This window comes from Streptomyces dysideae (assembly GCF_001514305.1).
Lineage (GTDB): Bacteria > Actinomycetota > Actinomycetes > Streptomycetales > Streptomycetaceae > Streptomyces > Streptomyces dysideae.
Map to the genome: position 1 here is coordinate 145,673 of NZ_KQ949080.1, position 19,809 is coordinate 165,481.

Sequence of the window (19,809 nt, forward strand, 5' to 3'; positions counted from 1 at the left end):
CGAGCAACCACGACGAGCCCGCAGCCGCCGTACGGCAGAACCCCCTACGGCGGCTAAGCGGACAATGCAGCCACCAGTACAGGAGTCACCTGCTCCACCTGCCACGGCCGAGCCCCATAACCAGCCAGCGCACCACCAACCGACTCGGCATCGACAACCTTCGGCGGCTCCCAGCAAACCCGCCGAACCGTATCCGGCGTGATCAGGTTCTCCTGCGGCATGTTCAACTGCTCGGCCAGCGCGGACACAGCCGCCCGCGCCGCGGACAACCGAGCCGCAGCGGCAGGATCCTTGTCGGCCCAAGCCCGCGGCGGCGGCGGACCGGTGATCGGCTGCCCCGGCGCCGGCAACTGCGCCTCCGCAAGCGCCTTGGCCCGGTCGACGGCGGCCTGCCACTGCTCCAACTGCCGCCGCCCCATCCGATGCCCGTACCCGTTCAACGCCGCGAGGGCATGCGCGTTGGCCGGCAACGAGAGCGCGGCCTCCACAATGGCCGCGTCACTCAGCACCTTGCCCGGCGACACATCCCGCCGCTGGGCGATCCGGTCCCGCGCCTGCCACAGCTCCCGCACGACGGCCAGCTGCCGACGCCGCCGCACCTTGTGCATGCCGGACGTACGCCGCCAGGGATCCTTACGCGGCTCGGCGGGCGGCGCCGCCGCGATCGCGTCGAACTCCTGCTGGGCCCACTCCAGCTTGCCCTGCCGGTCCAGCTCCTTCTCCAGCGCGTCACGCAGGTCGATCAGGAGCTCCACATCGAGCGCCGCGTACCGCAGCCACGGCTCGGGCAGCGGCCGGGTCGACCAGTCGACGGCGGAGTGTCCCTTCTCCAGGACGAAGCCCAGGACGCTCTCGACCATCGCGCCCAGGCCGACCCGCGGGAACCCGGCGAGCCGCCCGGCCAGCTCGGTGTCGAACAGGCGGGTGGGGATCATGCCTATTTCCCGCAGGCAGGGAAGATCCTGGGTGGCGGCGTGCAGCACCCACTCCACACCGGAGAGTGCCTCGCCGAGTCCCGACAGATCGGGACAGGCCACGGGGTCGATCAACGCGCTGCCCGCGCCCTCGCGGCGCAGCTGCACCAGATAGGCGCGCTGGCCGTAGCGATAGCCGGACGCGCGTTCGGCGTCGACGGCGACCGGGCCGGAGCCCGCGGCGAAGGCGGCGATGGCCTCGGCGAGCGCGGTCTCGTCCGCGATCACCGGCGGAATGCCCTCGCGTGGTTCGAGCAAAGGGATCGGCGCCTCCGTAACAGAAGATCCGCCGTCGTCCGGAGGGGCGCCTCCGGTGGTTCGCAGTGAACTGTCTGCTGCGGTTTCTTGGGCGTCGGTCACCTGTCAAGGGTATCTGTGTATGGACAGCACCCGTCGACGGAACGTTCCGTCGACGGGCGTCTGGGGGTCGTAAACCAGTCAGGTCGGTGAATGGTCCGGTTCACGACGGGTGGGAGGGGGGACGCGGGGGATCAGCGGCCGATCCGGTTCACGTCCGTGAATGATCTGGCTCTCGGTAGAGCTCGGTGAGCTCAGTGGATGATGCCGGTCCGGAGGGCGACGGCGACCATGCCGGCGCGGTCGCCCGTGCCGAGCTTGCGGGCGATGCGGGCGAGGTGGCTCTTGACGGTCAGTGCGGACAGGCCCATCGAGACGCCGATGGCCTTGTTCGACTGGCCCTCCGCCACCAGTCGCAGCACCTCGACCTCACGGCCGGACAGTTCGCGGTAGCCGCCCGGGTGGCTCGGAGCACCCGGGGGGCGGCGGTGCATACGGGCGGCGGCCGCGCCGATGGGAGCGGCACCCGGCCGGGTGGGGAGCCCGACGTTCGTACGGGTGCCGGTGACGACGTAGCCCTTCACGCCGCCTGCGAGCGCGTTGCGGACCGCGCCGATGTCGTCGGCGGCGGAGAGGGCGAGGCCGTTGGGCCAGCCCGCGGCGCGCGTCTCGGACAGGAGGGTGAGGCCGGAGCCGTCGGGGAGGTGGACGTCGGCGACACAGATGTCGCGGGGGTTGCCGATGCGGGGACGAGCCTCCGCGACGGACGAGGCCTCGATCACGTCGCGCACGCCGAGCGCCCACAGGTGGCGGGTGACGGTGGAACGGACGCGAGGATCGGCCACGACCACCATGGCGGTCGGCTTGTTCGGGCGGTAGGCGACCAGGCTTGCGGGCTGCTCGAGGAGAACGGACACCAGGCCTCCTGGGTGGGGGACGGGGCCGGCTTGTGGGGATGAAGCCGGGGGGAACCGTGCTTTCAAGGTCACAGTCGTCTTCGGCACCAAACCCGTCCGCCTTTAGAGAATGATCACGATCTGGTGAGTAACAATCCGTGCAATTCGGACACGCGATCGATCATCCGAAGATCGAACGGTTTCGGTCTGCTTCGATACGCGTCCGAAAGTGGCCGTATCGACAAAGTGACGGGCAGGAAGGGCAGGGGGAGCGGGGGAGGGGGCCAGGAGAGGGAGAGGTCAGCGTGGCTGCGGGCCGCGCCGCTGTGGCAGCGTCACCACGGACGCGTCACCGGGACCGGCCGGCGGCAGGCCCGCGACCTGGGCGAGCAGATCACACCAGGCGCCCAAGTGGGCGGCCGTGTCCGGGACGCCGCCCAGGCCCTCGCGGGGTGTCCAGGACGCGCGGATCTCGATCTGCGAGGCCGCCGGGCGCTCGGACAGCCCGCCGAAGTAGTGGGAGCTCGCGCGTGTGACGGTGCCGCTCGGCTCGCCGTACGTCAGTCCGCGCGCCTGCAGCGCGCCGGTCAGCCACGACCAGCACACCTCGGGCAGCAGCGGGTCGGCGGCCATCTCCGCCTCCAGCTCCGCGCGCACCAGCGTCACCAGCCGGAAGGTGCCCCGCCAGGCGTCGTGCCCGTCCGGTTCGTGCAGCAGCACCAGCCGGCCGTCGGCCAGGTCCTGGTCGCCGTCGACGACCGCGGCCTCCAGCGCGTACGCGAAGGGGGCGAGCCGCTGCGGTGCCCGCGTCGGCTCCACCTCGATCTGCGGCCTCAGCCGCGCGGCCCGCAGCGCTTCGACGGCGGTCCGGAAGGGCAGCGGAGCCGTCGTGCCCGCATGGTGCTCCCCCTCCTTCGCGTCATCCGTTCCGCCAGCGCCGTCCGACAGTTGTCCCTGAGCCGCAGCCATGCCGGAAGATTAAGGGGAACCGGGGCCCGGTGCTGGGCTAGACACCCGGACAACCGGCGCGGCCTGCGGGCGGTTGGGCCGCAGGTGCCCGACAGTGACCCCAACACCGGGCGCCTGGCACCTTGGACGCCGTGCGAGACTTGCCACCGTGAGTGCCAACCAGACGCAGCCGACGCCGCCGACAGCCACCTACGACTCCGCGTTCCTCAAGGCGTGCAGGCGCGAACCCGTGCCGCACACCCCGGTGTGGTTCATGCGGCAGGCCGGGCGCTCCCTGCCGGAGTACCGCAAGGTGCGCGAGGGCATCCCGATGCTCGAGTCCTGCATGCGCCCCGAGCTGGTCACCGAGATCACGCTGCAGCCGGTCCGCCGGCACAACGTGGACGCGGCGATCTACTTCAGCGACATCGTCGTCCCGCTCAAGGCCATCGGCATCGACCTCGACATCAAGCCCGGCGTCGGCCCGGTCGTCGAGCGCCCGATCCGCACCCGCGCCGACCTGGCCCAGCTGCGCGACCTCACACCCGAGGACGTCTCCTACGTCACCGAGGCCATCGGCCTGCTCACCCGCGAGCTCGGCTCCACCCCGCTCATCGGCTTCGCCGGCGCGCCTTTCACCCTCGCGAGCTATCTCGTCGAGGGCGGTCCGTCGCGCACGTACGAGAACGCCAAGGCGATGATGTACGGCGACCCGGAACTCTGGGCCGACCTGCTGGACCGCCTCGCCGAGATCACGGGCGCCTTCCTCAAAATCCAGATCGAGGCCGGTGCCTCCGCGGTCCAGCTCTTCGACTCCTGGGTCGGCGCCCTCGCCCCGGCCGACTACCGCCGCTCGGTGATGCCGGCCTCGGTGAAGGTCTTCGAGGCCGTCGCGGGGTACGGCGTCCCGCGCATCCACTTCGGCGTCGGCACCGGTGAGCTCCTGGGCCTGATGGGCGAGGCCGGCGCGGACGTCGTCGGCGTCGACTGGCGCGTCCCGCTCGACGAGGCCGCCCGCCGCGTCGGCCCCGGCAAGGCGCTGCAGGGCAACCTCGACCCGACGATCCTGTTCGCCACCACCGAAGCGGTCGAGGCCAAGACCCGCGAGGTCCTCGACGCGGCGACGGGCATCGAGGGCCACGTCTTCAACCTCGGCCACGGTGTCCTTCCGTCCACCGACCCGGACGCGCTGACCCGCCTGGTGGAGTACGTCCACACCCAGACCGCCCGCTGACGGTCCAGCACCCCAATAGCTCGACTACAAGCCGTCTTGGCGCTGCCGGTCGCGGCGCCGGCCGTCGTGGTCGGCGCGACCTCGCGGCACGCTGACGCCGCGCCCTGCGGCGCCGCTCCGGCGTCCGGTCCCCTGTCACCAACCGGGTCGCGCCCTCCTTCCGAACAGCAGGTTGCGCGGCTCCGGGGGCGGCGGGGTGTTGGCGCGCAGCGGCCAGGCGATCGCCATGCCGGCCAGGAAGCCGACGACGTGCGCCGCGTACGCCACGGTGCCCGCGTCGGCGACGCCCCCGCCGGACGAGTACGCCGCCTGCAGCACGAACCAGAAGCTCAGCACCAGCCAGGCCGGCAGCCGCAGCGGCAGGAAGATCAGGAACGGGACGAGAACCCACACCCTGGCCTTCGGATACAGCACCAGATAGGCGCCCAGCACCCCGGCGATCGCCCCGGACGCGCCGATCAGGGGATCGGCCGACTCGTCGTTGAGGAGAGCGTAGCCGTACGAGGCCGCGTAGCCGCAGACGAGGTAGAAGAGCAGGTACCGCACATGGCCCATGCGGTCCTCGATGTTGTTGCCGAAGATCAGCAGGAACAGCATGTTGCCCAGCAGGTGCAGCCAGCCGCCGTGCAGGAACATCGCGGTGAAGACGGACAGCGGCGGGGACTTGTCGTAGTCCGGCGGGCCGATCACACAGCCCGGGCCCTGCGGGCCGACGGCGACCTCGCCGGTCGGGACCGAGCGGGGCAGCTGACCGTGGATCAACTCCTGCGGCACCGCCGCGTACTGGTCCAGGAACGCCTGCAGATGGCACAGCTGCGCCAGGCTGCTCTCCCCGGCCACGGAACCGGCCAGACCGGGCGTGAACAGGAACACGAGGACGTTCGCGGCGATCAGGGCGTACGTCACCACGGGGGTGCGGCGCGCCGGGTTCACGTCATGGACGGGGATGACCACAAGGAATGTGTGCCCCCGACGCGCTCCGTGAATCGGTGAACACGGGTGTCCGCCCCTGCGTATGTCTTCTCAACCGCCCGTGGCACAGGGAAGGCGGGCCGCGGGGTCAACGTGAGGAACAGGCGATGAACGACCGAGTTACTCCTCCGATTCACGCTCTGCCCGACGGCGAGGCGGAGATCTCCCTGGTGGTGCGGCTGCCGTGGGAAGACGTGGCCCGGCTGGGTCAGGAGGCGGGGCGGCTTGCTTCGCAGATGCAGCGGCCGGTGACGTTCGATGAGGTCGTCAGTCAGCGGTTGCGGTCGGCGCGGCCGGCTGCGGCGCATGCGAAGCCGGCGGGCGAGCAGCCGGTTGCCTCCGGTGGTAGTGCGTCGGTGTCGTCGTTGCCGGCGAGGCCGCCGGCGGAGCAGGCGCGGCAGGCGATCGAGAGGATCAACGGGTCGGCGTAGGAGCACCGTAGGGGTGCGGGTGCATTGTCGGCTGCGGGTTCGTTGGGGCTGGTCGCGCCCACGCGGCGGTAGCCGCACATTGACACAGCCCCGCGTCCCTGAGGGCGTTGCCCGCGGCCCCGCTCAAGAAGGACTCTCGTTTACCGTTTTTGTTGCCTTGCGGGCCGCTACCAGTACCGGGTCCCAGACGGGTGAGAAAGGTGGCGCGTAACCCAGGTCCAGGGACGTAATCTGCTCCACCGTCATCCCGGCCGTCAATGCCACCGCTGCGATGTCCACTCGCTTGGCCGCCCCCTCCCGGCCCACGATCTGGACGCCCAAGAGGCGGCCGGTGCGGCGTTCCGCCAGGATCTTGACCGTCATCTTCGAGGCGTCGGGGTAGTAGCCCGCGCGGCTTGTGGACTCGATCGTGGTCGTCACGTACTGGAGGCCCGCCCTGCGGGCGTCCTTCTCGCGCAGACCTGTGCGGGCGATCTCCAGGTAGCAGACCTTGCTGACCGCCGTGCCGACCACGCCGGGGAACGTGGCGTAGCCGCCGCCCGCGTTGGTGCCGATGATCTGGCCGTGTTTGTTGGCGTGGGTGCCGAGGGCGATGTGGCGTTCCCGGCCGGAGACCAGGTCGAGGACCTCGACGCAGTCGCCGCCCGCCCAGATGTTGTCATGGCCGCGCACCCGCATCGCCAGGTCGGTGAGCAGGCCGCCGTGGTCGCCGAGGGGGAGGCCCGCCGCGGCGGCGAGGGTCGTCTCGGGGCGGACGCCGATGCCCAGGACGACCACGTCCGCCGGGTACTCGGCGGCCTCCGTGGCCACCGCGCGGACCCGGCCGTCGTCCCCGGTGAGGATCTTCGTCACCTCGGCGTCGTCGACCATCGTGATGCCCATGGCCTCCATGGCCTCGTGCACCAGGCGGCCCATGTCCGGGTCGAGCGTGGACATGGGCTCCTTGCCGCGGTTGACGACCGTCACCTCGTAGCCGCGGTTGATGAGCGCCTCCGCCATCTCGACGCCGATGTAGCCCGCGCCGACGACCACCGCGCGCCGCCCACGCGTGCGTGCCAGAGTGTCGAGGAGGGCCTGGCCGTCGTCGAGGGTCTGCACGCCATGGACTCCGGGGGCGTCGGCACCCGGCATGTCGGGGCGGATCGGGCGGGCGCCGGTGGCGATCACGAGTTTGTCGTACGACGTCCAGGACTCGGCGCCCGAATCGACGTCACGCGCGCGTACCCGCCCGCCGGCCACGTCGATCTCCGTGACCTCCGTGCGCATGCGCAGGTCGATGTCCCGCTCGCGGTGCTCCTCCGGTGTGCGGGCGATCAGCTGGTCGCGGTCGGGGACGTCACCGCCCACCCAGTACGGGATGCCGCACGCCGAGTAGGAGGTGAAGTGGCCGCGTTCGAACGCCACGATCTCCAGCTCGTCGGCGCTCTTCAGCCGCCTGGCCTGCGACGCCGCGGACATGCCCGCGGCGTCGCCGCCGATGACGACCAGCCGCTCTCTCGAACCCCTCGCACTGCTCATGCTCATGCGAACACGCTATGCGAGCGCGGCATTTCAGGGCGGGCCTCCCAGCCCTCCGGCCAGCTCTCCCGTCAGCCCTTTGATCAGTTCTCGCCGTTCTCGTCCGTGCGCTTCGGCTCCGGTGCCGGGCGCGCCGTCGGCAGCGGGCCCAGCGCCGTCATCGCGGACGCGGTCGCCGGGCGGCGCGGCAGCCGGTGCCGGAGGACCTTCAGCCACACCAGCACGATCAGGGCCGCCGCCGCGGCGAACGGCAGCACCGCGCCCAGGGCCACCGCCAGCCAGCGCAGCATCGTCAGGAACGCGCCCCAGCCGCCCGCGACCGCGTCCACGAACCCGGGGTCGTCGTCCTCGGCGGGCTCCTGCACCGGCGTTTCGGTGAGGGAAAGGGTGATGGTGGCCAGGGTGGTGCGGTCCTTCAGGGACGCCTGGCGGGCGAGCAGCGCCTCCAGTTCGGTCTGGCGGGCGCTCAGCTCGCCCTCCAGTGTCACCACGTCGCTGAGCTTGGTCGCCTGGTCCATCAGTTCGCGGACCCGGGCCACGCTGGCCCGCTGCGACTTGATGCGGCTCTCCACGTCGACGACCTGGTCGGTGACGTCCTGGGCCTTCGCGGTGCGTTCGAGCAGCTTGCCCGCGCCCTCCAGGTCGGCGAGGACCTCGGCGTACTTGTCGACGGGCACACGCAGGACCACCCTGGTCTCCTCGCCGCCCTCCTCGACCCGGGTGGTGGTCTCGTTGCCGACGTAGCCGCCCGCGTTCTCGGTGGTGGTGCGGGCCTCGTCGAGGGCCTTCGGTACGTCCTTGACCTGCACGGTCAGTGTGGCGGTGCGGATGATGTGGCTCGCGGTGAGCTTGGGCGCCGTGGTCGCCTTGTCGGCGCCGCCGCCCGGGGCGCCCTCCTTCGTGCCGCTGTTCGAGTCGGCGTCGGCCAGTGAGGCGGCGTCCTCCGCGCGGCTGCCGCCCGAGTCGTCGCCTGCGCCGCTGCAGCCGGTGAGGGCGAGGGCCGCGGCCAGCACGATGCCGGCCAGGGCCTGAACGGGTCGTACGGAACGTCGTGCGCGCATGTGGGAGTCCCCCCGAGGGTCGTCGTGTCGACTGACGCTCCTTCGACGCCCGGGCGGGCCCGGACGTTGGCGGGAAACGGTTCCGATGCGGTCACGGTCGGGACTCGGTGCGGGCACGCGGCGGCCGGGCGGGACCGGGGCCTTCCGCCGGGCAGCCCCAGGGCCGAACGGCCCTGTCGGGAGTGTCAGTGGGGTTTGAGAGAGTGGGATCATGCGCGAAGCGGACACACACACGGGACCTGGTCATGCCGTCGTCATCGGGGGTGGGATCGCCGGACTGGCGGCCGCCCACCGGCTCCTGGACCGCGGCAGACAGGTGACCGTGCTGGAGGCGTCGGACCGGCTCGGCGGCAAGCTGCTGCCCGGCGAGATCGCGGGCGCCCGCGTCGACTTCGGCGCCGAGTCGATGCTCGCCCGCCGCCCCGAGGCCGTCGCCCTGGCCCGCGAGGTCGGCCTGGCCGACCTACTCCAGCCGCCCGCCACCGCCACGGCGTCGATCTGGACCCGCGGCGCCCTGCGCCCCATGCCCAAGGGCCACGTCATGGGCGTCCCCGGTACCGCCGCCGCCCTGGCCGGCGTGCTGTCCGACGAGGGCCTCGCCCGCATCGAGCGCGACGCCGACCTGCCCCGCACGGAGGTCGGCGACGACGTGGCGGTCGGGGAGTACGTGGCGGCACGGCTCGGCCGCGAGGTCGTCGACCGCCTGGTCGAACCCCTGCTGGGCGGCGTGTACGCGGGCGACGCGTACCGCATCTCGATGCGCTCGGCGGTCCCGCAGCTCTACCAGGCCGCCAGGACCCACGACTCCCTCACGGAGGCGGTCCGCGAGATCCAGGCGAAGATGGCCGCCGACCAGCAGACCGGCCCGGTGTTCATGGGCATCGAGGGCGGAGTGGGCCAACTCCCGCTCGCCGTCGCGGAGTCGGTCCGTGCACGGGGCGGTGAGATCCTGACCGGGACGCCGGTGACGGAGCTGCGCAGGGTCGGTGGAGGCGTAGTGCCGGAGTCGGAAGACGCCGACGGGCCGCGTGCCTTCGGCCCCGAGGGTGCCGCATGGCGCGTCGTCGCGGGCGACCGGGTGCTGTACGCGGACGCGGTCGTCGTCGCGCTCCCCGCCCCGGCCGCCGCCGCCCTCCTGCGCGCCGAGGCCCCCGAAGCCGCCATCGAGCTCGACGCCGTCGAGTACGCCTCGATGGCCCTGGTCACCCTCGCCTACCGCCGCGCCGACACGGACCTCCCGGCGGGCAGCGGCTTCCTCGTGCCGCCGGTCGACGGGCGCACCATCAAGGCGTCGACGTTCGCCTCCCAGAAGTGGGGCTGGATCGCCGACGAGAACCCGGACGTCGTCGTGCTGCGCACGTCCGTCGGGCGGTACGGCGAGACCGAGATCCTCCGGCGCGAGGACACCGAGCTCGTGGACGTCTCCCGGCACGACCTGAAGGCGGCGACCGGCCTCGACGCCACGCCCCTCGAAACCCGCGTCACCCGCTGGACCGACGGCCTGCCCCAGTACCCCGTCGGCCACCACACGCGCGTGGCCCGCATCCGCGAGCACATCGGCAAGCTTCCGGGCCTCGCGGTGTGCGGCGCGCAGTACGACGGCGTGGGCGTCCCCGCGTGCATCGCAGGCGCCTACGCGGCGGTGGACGAGATCGACGGTGACCTGGAGACAAGAGGTGCAGCGCGAAGCGCTTCGGTTGAGGGTGGTGGTGGGCGACGGGCGGGCGTGCAGGAGCTCACCGCCAACCCGGTGCAGAGTCTGCACGGCGGAGCAGGAGAATAGGGACCATGAGTGACGACGCCCCCACCACCGAGCCCGGCAGGATCCCGAACAAGGGCAAGCTGGCCAAGGACCTCAACGAGGTCATCCGCTACACCCTCTGGTCCGTCTTCAAGCTGAAGGACGTCCTCCCCGAGGACCGCGCCGGTTACGCCGACGAGGTCCAGGACCTCTTCGACCAGCTCGCCGCCAAGGACGTCACCGTCCGCGGCACCTACGACGTGTCCGGCCTGCGTGCGGACGCCGACCTCATGATCTGGTGGCACGCCGAGACCAGCGACCAGCTGCAGGAGGCGTACAACCTCTTCCGCCGCACCAAGCTGGGCCGCGCCCTCACGCCGGTCTGGTCGAACATGGCGCTGCACCGCCCCGCCGAGTTCAACCGCTCGCACATCCCGGCGTTCCTCGCCGACGAGACGCCCCGCAACTATGTGAGCGTCTACCCCTTCGTGCGCTCCTACGACTGGTACCTCCTGCCCGACGAGGACCGCCGCCGCATGCTCGCCGATCACGGCAAGATGGCCCGCGGCTTCCCCGACGTACGCGCCAACACGGTCGCCTCGTTCTCGCTGGGCGACTACGAGTGGCTCCTCGCCTTCGAGGCCGACGAGCTCTACCGCATCGTCGACCTCATGCGCCACCTGCGCGCTTCCGAGGCCAGGATGCACGTCCGCGAGGAGGTCCCGTTCTTCACGGGCCGCCGCAAGTCGGTCACCGAACTGGTCGCCGGGTTGGCGTAGCGCCCCGATAGGGGCGCGGGGCTGTGTCAATGTGCGGCTACCGCCGCGTGGGCGCGACCAGCCGCAAACAACCCGCAGACGGCGTCACTGATCAGCCTGCGGGTTCGGCTCCGGATGCGGCGCACAGGCAGCGCGCCGCACCGGAAGCCGCCCCTCCAACAGATACGCGTCGAGATAACCGTTGACGCAGGCATTAGGCCCACCCGCGATCCCGTGCGTACCGGAGTCCCGTTCAGTCACCAGCACCGAGCCGGACAACCGCCGCTGCAACTCCACCGCCCCGTCATACGGCGTAGCCGCATCCCGCTCGGCGGCAAGGATCAACGTAGGCGGCAACTCACCAGCCCCAGTCCGCACATCAAGCACCTGCTGACGCGGCGCGAGCCAATACGCACAGGGCAGGTTCGTCCACACGTTGTCCCACGTCTCGAACGGCGCCACCCGCGCGAGCCGCGTGTTGTCCCGGTCCCACACCTTCCAGTCCGTCGGCCAGGACGCGTCGTTGCACTCGACGGCCGTGTAGACGGCGCTGGAGTTCTCCGCCTCGGCCGCCGCCTCCGTCACCGGCGCGGCCAGCCCGACCAGTGGCTTCGGGTCGCCCTTCAGATACGCCGACAGCGCCTCGGCGCGCGAGGGCCAGTAGTCGTCGTAGTACCCGGCCTGCAGAAACGTCCCCTGCAACTGCGCCGGCCCGACCTTCCCGCCGGCCGGCTCGGCGGACAGTTGCGCCGCCGCCTTCTCGTAGCTGCGCCGCACCTTCTCCGCCGTGTCGCCGAGGCCGTACACGTCGTCGTGCCGGGCGATCCAGTCCCGGAAGTCCGCCCAGCGGCCCTCGAACGCGGCGGACTGGGTGAGGTTGTTGCGGTACCAGATCTGCTCGGGGTCCGGGTTCACCGCCGAGTCGAACACCATCCGCCGTACGTGTGAGGGGAAGAGCGTCGCGTACAGCGCCCCGAAGTAGGTGCCGTACGAGGCGCCCATGAACGTCAGCTTCCTCTCGCCCAGTGCGGCCCGCAGGACGTCCAGGTCGCGGGCGTTGTTGAGGGAGTGGTAGTGCCGCAGCGCGCTGCCCGACCGTTTGGCGCAGCCCCGCGCGTACGCCTTCGCCTGGGCGATGCGCTCCTGCTTGTACGACTCCGAGGGGTGCGTCGGTGCCTGCGAGGGCCCCTTGAAGAAACGTTTGGGTTCCTGGCAGGACAGCGGCGCCGAGCGGCCCACCCCGCGCGGGGCATAGCCGACGAGGTCGTATGCCGCCGCGAGCCGCTTCCACTTGGGCATCAGGCCGATGAGCGGGAAGTACATGCCGGAGGCGCCCGGACCGCCGGGGTTGAAGACCAGGGCGCCCTGCCGGGGCACCCGGTGCTTGCTGTTGTTCGGGTCCTTGTGGGTGGCGCGGACGCGGCTGACGGTGAGCTTGATCTGCTTGCCGTTGGGATGTGCGTAGTCAAGGGGGACGGTGACCGTGCCGCACTGGAGGCTGCCCGGAGTGTCCTGCTCCTTGGAGCACCTGCCGAAGTCGATGCCCGCCGCCTCGGCGCGCGCGGTGGCCACCGCGGTGCCGTGCCGCTCGGCCACGCCCGGGGCGGCCCCGGCGCTGTCCGCCGGGGCGGCGGAGAGGGTGGTCAGGAGCAACGACCCGGCGGCCGAGTAGAGGGCGGGAGCTTTCATCGCGTATCCCTTCGGTGCACAGATGCAACAAAAGGGATGTTTCGTCTGCTTGTTGGGGAAGGCAAGCACCGGCCCGCCGGTGTCGCCCCCGATGCTCCCTTTGCGGCCCCGCCGGACCGGCACTAGGGGGTGTTTCGAAAGTCCTGTGCGGTGCCCGCGGTGTCCGGTGCGTGCTCTCGGCGTGCCGGGTACAAGCCCTCGTACTGGACGTACTTGGGCTTTTGGCCGGTGCGGCGAGTGGGGGCACCTCCCACGCCCTTAAGGCAGTGGGGGAGCGTGCCGGGCGCCGTGGGTGCTGTGCGGGACTTTCGAAACACCCCCTAGCCGCGCCGGTGCAGCTCCCGGTGCTCGAACGCCGCGCGCAGGTCGGGCTCGCCGATCGCGCGGACGCCGCGTACGGCGACGGAGGTGAGGTACGTACGGTCGTCACCGCCGCACGTGTGCCGAGCCAGCGCGCCCAGCAGGCGCTGCCCGGCCGGGGAGGCCCAGCGCGAGTACGGGTGCACCTCGATCCGGGCGATGGCCAGGCAGCTCAGGGTGAGCACGAAGGGGAGCGTGAACCAGAGGGCGACCAGGTGCCGCGGCAGGTCCGACGGAGTGGGCGCCAGCAGGGCGGTCGCGCCCAGGCCGAGGACGGCGCCCGCGGCGAACCGCACCTGCCGGATCGCGGCCGCGACGCCGGTGCGGGCCCCCTCGGGCACGGCGAGCCCGGCGTTCACCAGCCGGTCGGCGATGCCGCCCACCGCGTCCCCGGCGGCCGCCGCGTCCCGCACCGGCTCGATTCGGGACTGGCCCTCCGGGCCGATGGCCCCGATGACCGACCGCTCCATGTCGTCCCGGCCGCGCGGGTCGACGACGGTCGCCCAGCCGGTGTGCGCGAGCAGCAGCCGATGCTGCCGCGCCATGGAGACGAGGGTCAGATCAGCGACCCGCCGGGGGCCGCCGGACAGGAACGCCGCCTCGTACAACGTCAGATCGTGTCCCCGGCCCACGTCGCGCGCGTCGACGGCGGCCGCGCGTACGGCGGCCAGGCACAGCCGCGTACACGCCGTGCCGGCGGCGACCCAGGCCAGCAGCAGGAGAAGGACCCAGAACATGCCGCGTTTCTATGCCAAAGGCTCTGCCCGGCGCCATGCCTCGCTCACAATCGGCACGGAGCGTTGCCTGTATGTGACGTTCCGTTTGGGTGTCAGGACACCTCGGGCTGGGCCGGAGGCGGCAGCGAGTAGGTCGGGGACGGTGTGGGCGTCATCGGGGCCGCCGGGGCCGGGTCGGTGGTGGGGCCGGGCGGGGCCGGGGGTGTGGTGATCGGGGGAGTGCTGTCCTCGACCATGTCCTGGACCATCGCGTCGTAGTCGACGTAGCCGGTGGCCTCCAGGACCTTGATGTGGTCCAGCACGGTGGTGTTGGCGTCCTCGGCGAGTTCCCGCACGAGCGAGTTGCGGGTATTGGCCCGGACCTGGGCGACGACCGAGAACACCTTGCCGTGCGCCAGCCGCAGGATGTTCGCGAACTGCCGGTCGTACTCCACGCTCTGGGCCGAGTCGAGGGTGTCCAGCCATCCCCGCTGTTGCTCGGTGGGCTCGTTGGGCAGCTCGAGGCTGAGCTTGGCCGCGACGTCCCGGACCCGCTCGTCCAGGAAGGCGTGCCCCTCGATGAGGTGCTCGCCCGCCGTGCGTACGGCCGGGGTCGTGCCCTTCTGCTGCGCCTGCTGCCCGGCGGGCAGTTCCCACAGCCCGGCCAGCCGGACCTTGGTGAGGAAGTCGCGGTCGAGGGCGGACAGCGGCCCGTACTCGGTCGACACGGTCTGGGCGTTGAGCACGTCCAGACCGGTTCCGGAGCGGTCGGCGTACGACCAGATCGGGAAGACCATCGCCAGCAGCGTCGCCGTCAGGCCCGTGATGATGAGCCCGGTGCCGCTGAAGATGCCTCGGCCGTTGATGGGGGGTCGCGGTCGCATGGTGCCTCCTGTTGCGGCACCGCACGTTAGTGCGCTTCGGGGTCGGGCTGACATATTACCGCCGGGTCTACGCCAACTGTCGTACGGGGACGAATGGTTGGAACGTGGGCGGTTACGGGCGAAGAGGGGAGGGGTGATGAGTGACGCAGGGTGACAAAAGGGGGCGTATAGCGCGCTGTCGCTGCCCTCCACCGCACGGGTGTTAACCCCGGCACACTCGGGCGTGGACGGGGTGGGGACGTTTGCTTAGTGAGGGCGCGGGTGGTGGCGTAGGCGGGGTGCGTTCACCGGCGCAGCAGTACCCGGCGTGTGGCCCGGGCCAGCCGCACACCCGCCCGCTGCGAGCGCGGCGCGGGCCCCGACCGCTCCAGCCACCACTCCCGCAACTCCCGCCGGGCGTCCGCGTCTTCGGGCCGCCCGCCGGCCAGCAGATACTCGGCGAAGTCCAGCGCGTCGCGTCGATAACCGCCGGTCATCGGGTTCCGCTGGGCGTACGCCAGGAAGGCGGCCCGATACCCCTGCCCAAGAATCCCCGGCAACTCGGGCGCGACCTTGGCCACGACATCCGCCCGCTTCCCGGCAAGCGCCCGCGCCTGCACGCCAAGCCGCACCCGATCGAACCCCTCGGGCACGGGCGTCCCGGCGACGAGGGCGGACAGGAGGGCGGCTTGGGAGAGGGCCAGGCGCTGGCGGGCGGGGCCGGTGGACGAGGTGGAGGCGGTGGGCTCGGGGGTGCTGCGTGAGGGGGCGGCCGATGTGGGGGTGGTGGTCGTGGGGGTGGTGGCCGTGGGGGTGCTGGGTGTGGGGTTGCCGGGTGTGGGGGCGACCGGCTCGGGATCGCTGGGCGCGGGAGCGGTGGCCGTGGCGTTGCTGGGTGTGGGGGTGGTGGCCCCGGGGGCGACGGGCGCGGGAGCGGTGGCTGTGGGGTTGCCGGGCGTGGGGGCGACCGGCTCGGGATCGCTGGGCGCGGGAGCGGTGGCCGTGGCGTTGCCTGGAGTGGGTTCAGTGGACGGGAGGTTGCTGCGCGTGGCCCCGGCGGGCGTGGGGGTGACGGGCTTGGGGTTGCTGGGTGTGGGTGCGGTGGCCGTGGGGGTGACGGGCGCGGGAGCGGTGTGCGTGGAATCGCCGGGCGCGTCGTCGCGGGATGTGGGGTCACCAGGTGCGTGGTCGGGGGAGAGCGGGGCGCTGGGCCTGGGGCCCTGCGACTCGTCGGTGGTGGTCGTCTGCCAGGCCGCGCGGGTCGGAGCCTGTGGGCCCATTTCCGTCGCGTCCCGCATCGCGTCCTGCTCCACCTCGCCCTGAGCGGCGTCCCTTTCCGCGGAGTCCGGTGCTGCGTCCGTCTCCGTGGAGCCCCGTGCTGCGTCCCGCTCCGGCACGTCCTGCATCGAGGAGCCTCCAGCCGCACTCCGCCCCGCAACGCCCTGAGCCGCCCCCTTCTCCAGCGCCTCCCGGATCGCCCCCAACTCCCGCACCAGCTCCCCCTGTTCCGGAAAGTTCTCGTCGCGCTCCAGGAGGACCCCCGGCGGTGACACCCGGGACGCGAGGTCGGCCAGGATGGTGAGGACAGGCTCGGGGACCGGGTGGGCGTGGCTGTCGTGCCAGACGCCGGCTCGTTCGAAGCCGCCCGCGACGTGGACGTAGGCGATGGCCTCCAGCGGGAGTTCGGCGAGTGCCTTGGCCGGGTCCTCGGCGCGGTTGACGTGGTTGGTGTGCAGGTTCGCCACGTCGATGAGGAGCCGTACGCCGGTCCGGTCGGCCAGCTCGTACAGGAACTGGCCCTCGGTCATCTCCTCGCCCGGCCAGGAGATGAGCGCGGCGATGTTCTCCACGGCGAGCGGTACCGGCAGCGTGTCCTGGGCGATGCGTACGTTCTCGCACAGCACGTCGAGGGCGTCCCGGGTGCGCGGCACGGGCAGCAGATGCCCCGCCTCCAGCAGCGGGGACGCGGTCAGCGGACCGCCCGCCCGGACGAACGCGATGTGCTCGGTGACCAGCGGCGCCCCCAGCGCCGTCACCCGCTCGGCGAGCGCGGCCAGCCGCCCGGCGTCGGGCCGCTCCGCGCCCCCGAGGCCCAGTGACACGCCGTGCGGAATCACCGTGACGCCGCGCTCGCGCAGCCGTACCAGGGATTCGGGGAGGTGTCCGGGGCAGACGTTCTCGGCGACGGTCTCGACCCAGTCGATGCCCGGCATCCGCTCCACGGCGTCCGCGATCTCCGGCCGCCACCCGATCCCCGTGCCCAGTCGCTCCATCGTCGTCCCCTCCCCGGCCATTCCGTGCCCGATGTGACGGGGGTATGGCCCCGGCGCCCCGGTCCGAACCGCGCCGAGGACACCTTCAGAGCAACATTTGAGGTTGGGACCCGCGTCCTGGGCAGCCCGGCCGGCGTCAGGAGATACGCGCGGAACGCCGGGACCGTTCAGTACTCCAGCTCGGGGCGCAGGCGCAGCGGCCCGCCCACCGTGTGGAGGTACCGCAGCACCTGGGCGTAGGAGTCGAAGAGCCCGGTCTCGTGGTACGCGATGCCGTGCCGGGCGCAGAACGAGCGCACGATCTCCTGGGCATGGCGCAGGCCGGGCCGCGGCATGGACGGGAACAGGTGGTGCTCGATCTGGTAGTTCAGCCCGCCGAGCGCGAAGTCGGTGAACCGGCCGCCGCGGATGTTGCGCGACGTCAGTACCTGCCGACGCAGGAAGTCGATCTTGTCGTCCTTGGCGAACATGGCCATGCCCTTGTGGTTCGGAGCGAACGAGCAGCCCATGTACAGCCCGAAGAGCCCCTGGTGCACGGCGAGGAAGACCACGGCCTGGAGGGGGGTCAGGACCAGGAACAGGGCGGCGACATAGCCGACGAGATGCGCGGTCAGCAGTCCCGCCCCGGCCAGCCTGGCCGCCCGTGAGCCCGCGGTGCCGTCGCGCTCGAGTTGCGCCCGTACGCCGGCCACGTGCAGGGCGAGTCCCTCCAGGAGCAGCATCGGGAAGAACAGCCACGCCTGGTGGCGGGCCAGCCATGCGTACGCTCCGCTGCGGACGCGGGCCTGGTCCTCCGTGAACGCGATCGCGCCGTCGGCGATGTCGGGGTCACGGTCGACGTGGTTGGGGTGGGAGTGGTGCCGGTTGTGCTTGTTGATCCACCAGCCGTAGCTGAGGCCGATCAGCAGGTCGGCGTGCACCCGGCCGAGGAGGTTGTTGACCCGCTTGGAGGCGGCGATCTGCTGGTGTCCGGCATCGTGCCCGATGAACCCGATCTGGGTGAACATCACCGCCAGGAAGGCCGCGGTCAGCAGCTGCCACCATGACTCCCCGATCAGGGCGAACGCGGTCCAGCCGCCGGCCAGCAGCAGGAGGTTCGCCCCGACCTTGACGGAGTAGTAGCCCGGGCGCCGCTTCAGCAGCCCGCTCTCCTTCACCTCGCGGGACAGCGCGGCGTAGTCGCTGCCCCGGCGGGTGGGCGAGGGTTCGGTCATGCCGACGTGGCCCACCGGGCCGGTGCTCAGGGCGCTGATGTCAGTTGTCAAAGGGGATGTCTCCTCCGAGACGGCGAGTAGTGCGGGAAACACGCGCTCACGTGATCCCGGGCTGCTGGTCGCCAGCCGTCGAAGAAAACCCCCCGATACGACGAAGCGCCCGCTGTCAGAACTCCGCGGGCGCTCACACGTTCGCAAACTTCAACTACAACCACTTGCCTCAACGTCCGAAGCGCCGGCAAGGTTCCCAGCCGGCCGAGGCACTTTTCAATGCCAGGTGAGCGGCCTACGCGCGGGCTGCGACAAGGCACTGACCCGCTCGTATCCCTCGACCGCGACCGTCAGTCCGGGCGCGATCTCCGTGAACCCGGCGTCCCGGACCAACGGCAGCCCGCTCGTGATCAGCTCGCTCCAGCGGGCCGGGTCCGCGGCACGCACGGCCAGCGGGAACCCCGCGTCTCGCCAGGCGGCCCGCTCCTCGTCCGACAGCTCCCACCAGGCCAGCTGCGCACCGTGCCCGGCCTGCGCCATCGCCTTTCCGGCCGACATGTCGAGGTCGGGGTTCAGCCAGAGCACCGGTGCGGAGAGATCGGCCTCCACCGGCGGCTCCGGGTCCTCGAGGTCCGTGCCGGACACCTGGAGCCGGGCCAGATCCTTGGGCCAGCCGTCCAACGGAACGGGCGGAAACACCCGCACCTCCGCCGCCTTCCCCGTCACGGTGATCCCCGGCAACGCCTCGGCCCGCCGCCACTCGGCCCCCCGAGCCCGCCGCACGACCTTCCGAATCCGCGCGTCCTGCCAGTCCCGAATCGCCTGCGCCCACTCCCCGTCCTCGACGGACCGCACATCACTCAACATCACCAGCACAGCACGGGCAGCGGTTTCGAGGGCGTCGGTACGGGCGGGAGGAGCGCCCCGCTCGATACGCACGACGAGGGGCAGCACAAACTGCGGGGCGACGTCGCGGGCGGTGGGCTCGTCGCGGAAGGGGCTGTCACTGACAGACGGATCAATACTCACGCCCTCCAGTCTGCCAACCCCAGGGGCGCGGGGCGGTATCGATATGCGGCTCCGCCGCGTGGGCGCGACCAGCCACATACGAGCTGCGCTCGCGCTGCGAGAGGATGACCCCCCATGCAACGCGATCTTCGTCTGGACAACGTGGGCCGCCGCTACGGCCTACGCGGCCCCTGGGTCCTACGCGGCGTCAGCCTGTCGTTACCCCCCGCCACACTCACCCGCGTCGAAGGCGCGAACGGCACCGGCAATTCCACCCTCCTCCGCCTGCTCGCCGGCATAGACGCCCCCACCGAGGGCCGCATCACCGGCCGCCCCCGCACCGCATACGTCCCCGAACGCTTCCCCTCGGCCCCTCCCCTTCACCGCCGCCGGCTACCTCACCCGCCTCGGCACGGTGCACGGCCTGTCCCGCACGTCGGCCGAGCGCGCCGCGGGCGACCGGCTGGAGCGGTTCGGGGCGGCCACGTACGCCCGTACCCCCACGGCCCAGCTGTCGAAGGGCAGCAGCCAGAAGGCCGCCGTAGCGCAGGCGCTGCTCGCCGAGCCGGAGCTGCTCGTCCTGGACGAGGCGTGGACGGGACTGGACACCGGCGCCCGGGAGGAACTGCAGCGGGCTGTCGCCGAGCGCACCGCGTCCGGCGCCGCCGTCGTCTTCGTCGACCACGACCCGCGCCGCCTGGCGGGGGCACCCGACGCGACGTACTCCGTGCACGGCGGCAGCCTCAACCGCCTTACCGAGCAAGAGACTTCATCTCAACTCCGGGGCGGCGACACGCATCCTGTACGTGGTTCGATCCCGGGAGGCCCCCGCGGCCGGAGGCCGCTGATGGACACTGCCCTTACG

Annotated in this window: 16 protein-coding genes and 1 pseudogene; 5 read left to right on the top strand and 12 right to left on the bottom strand. The window is 71.8% G+C overall.

The window, feature by feature from the left end:
• Positions 1-53: 53 nt before the first annotated feature.
• From AQJ91_RS12555 to AQJ91_RS12565, 3 genes are all read right to left on the bottom strand, one after another.
• On the bottom strand, positions 54-1,334 hold the full coding sequence (locus tag AQJ91_RS12555; protein ID WP_079084858.1) for a ribonuclease D: 1,281 nt from the start codon (positions 1,332-1,334) through the stop codon (positions 54-56).
• A gap of 191 nt (positions 1,335-1,525) precedes the next feature.
• Positions 1,526-2,188 (bottom strand): response regulator transcription factor, encoded by a 663-nt coding sequence (locus tag AQJ91_RS12560; protein WP_053751649.1) that lies wholly within the window; start codon positions 2,186-2,188, stop codon positions 1,526-1,528.
• Positions 2,189-2,467: 279 nt separating this feature from the next.
• Positions 2,468-3,136 carry a DUF3000 domain-containing protein gene (locus tag AQJ91_RS12565; RefSeq protein WP_067019800.1) on the bottom strand — a complete coding sequence of 223 codons (669 nt, stop codon included), beginning with the start codon at positions 3,134-3,136 and terminating at the stop codon, positions 2,468-2,470.
• Positions 3,137-3,284: 148 nt separating this feature from the next.
• Here AQJ91_RS12565 and hemE point away from each other — a divergent pair, with 148 nt between their 5' ends.
• Positions 3,285-4,349 (top strand): uroporphyrinogen decarboxylase, encoded by a 1,065-nt coding sequence (gene hemE / locus AQJ91_RS12570; RefSeq protein ID WP_067019803.1) that lies wholly within the window; start codon positions 3,285-3,287, stop codon positions 4,347-4,349.
• A gap of 135 nt (positions 4,350-4,484) precedes the next feature.
• Here hemE and AQJ91_RS12575 read toward each other — a convergent pair whose 3' ends face one another.
• Positions 4,485-5,303: a rhomboid family intramembrane serine protease gene (locus AQJ91_RS12575; RefSeq protein WP_067019806.1), complete on the bottom strand. Its 819-nt coding sequence runs from the start codon at positions 5,301-5,303 to the stop codon at positions 4,485-4,487.
• 125 nt (positions 5,304-5,428) lie between these two features.
• Here AQJ91_RS12575 and AQJ91_RS12580 point away from each other — a divergent pair, with 125 nt between their 5' ends.
• Complete coding sequence (locus tag AQJ91_RS12580; protein ID WP_067019809.1) at positions 5,429-5,752, top strand: hypothetical protein; 324 nt, start codon at positions 5,429-5,431, stop codon at positions 5,750-5,752.
• Between the two features lie 123 nt (positions 5,753-5,875).
• Here AQJ91_RS12580 and AQJ91_RS12585 read toward each other — a convergent pair whose 3' ends face one another.
• The gene (locus AQJ91_RS12585; protein ID WP_067019812.1) at positions 5,876-7,276 is read right to left on the bottom strand and encodes an FAD-dependent oxidoreductase; all 1,401 of its coding nucleotides are present in this window, start codon (positions 7,274-7,276) and stop codon (positions 5,876-5,878) included.
• Positions 7,277-7,353: 77 nt separating this feature from the next.
• Complete coding sequence (locus AQJ91_RS12590) at positions 7,354-8,331, bottom strand: DUF4349 domain-containing protein (protein WP_067019816.1); 978 nt, start codon at positions 8,329-8,331, stop codon at positions 7,354-7,356.
• 211 nt (positions 8,332-8,542) lie between these two features.
• Between AQJ91_RS12590 and hemG the strand changes: the two genes are divergently transcribed.
• Positions 8,543-10,114, top strand: a complete 1,572-nt coding sequence (gene hemG, locus AQJ91_RS12595) for a protoporphyrinogen oxidase (protein ID WP_067019819.1) — start codon at positions 8,543-8,545, stop codon at positions 10,112-10,114.
• Between the two features lie 5 nt (positions 10,115-10,119).
• Positions 10,120-10,851 carry a hydrogen peroxide-dependent heme synthase gene (gene hemQ / locus AQJ91_RS12600; protein WP_067019822.1) on the top strand — a complete coding sequence of 244 codons (732 nt, stop codon included), beginning with the start codon at positions 10,120-10,122 and terminating at the stop codon, positions 10,849-10,851.
• An 84-nt stretch (positions 10,852-10,935) separates the two neighbouring features.
• On the opposite strand, the gene AQJ91_RS12605 is transcribed toward hemQ, so the two are convergent.
• The 6 genes from AQJ91_RS12605 to AQJ91_RS12630 form a co-directional block, all read right to left on the bottom strand.
• Entirely contained in the window at positions 10,936-12,519 is a 1,584-nt protein-coding gene (locus AQJ91_RS12605; protein WP_067019825.1) for an alpha/beta hydrolase, read from the bottom strand.
• 320 nt (positions 12,520-12,839) lie between these two features.
• Positions 12,840-13,616, bottom strand: coding sequence for a TIGR04222 domain-containing membrane protein (locus AQJ91_RS12610; RefSeq protein WP_067019828.1), 777 nt, complete (start codon positions 13,614-13,616; stop codon positions 12,840-12,842).
• Positions 13,617-13,708: 92 nt separating this feature from the next.
• Positions 13,709-14,479: a DUF4142 domain-containing protein gene (locus AQJ91_RS12615; RefSeq protein WP_067019831.1), complete on the bottom strand. Its 771-nt coding sequence runs from the start codon at positions 14,477-14,479 to the stop codon at positions 13,709-13,711.
• A 284-nt stretch (positions 14,480-14,763) separates the two neighbouring features.
• Positions 14,764-16,731: an MbnB/TglH/ChrH family RiPP precursor modification enzyme gene (locus tag AQJ91_RS58190; RefSeq protein ID WP_067019834.1), complete on the bottom strand. Its 1,968-nt coding sequence runs from the start codon at positions 16,729-16,731 to the stop codon at positions 14,764-14,766.
• A gap of 167 nt (positions 16,732-16,898) precedes the next feature.
• On the bottom strand, positions 16,899-17,996 hold the full coding sequence (locus AQJ91_RS12625) for a fatty acid desaturase family protein (protein WP_234382140.1): 1,098 nt from the start codon (positions 17,994-17,996) through the stop codon (positions 16,899-16,901).
• 216 nt (positions 17,997-18,212) lie between these two features.
• Positions 18,213-18,965 carry a peptidyl-tRNA hydrolase gene (locus tag AQJ91_RS12630; RefSeq protein WP_067019837.1) on the bottom strand — a complete coding sequence of 251 codons (753 nt, stop codon included), beginning with the start codon at positions 18,963-18,965 and terminating at the stop codon, positions 18,213-18,215.
• 114 nt (positions 18,966-19,079) lie between these two features.
• On the opposite strand from AQJ91_RS12630, the pseudogene AQJ91_RS55470 reads away from it, so the two are divergent.
• Positions 19,080-19,701: pseudogene (locus AQJ91_RS55470) on the top strand (ABC transporter ATP-binding protein); the annotation flags it as partial.
• Between the last annotated feature and the right edge of the window lie 108 nt (positions 19,702-19,809).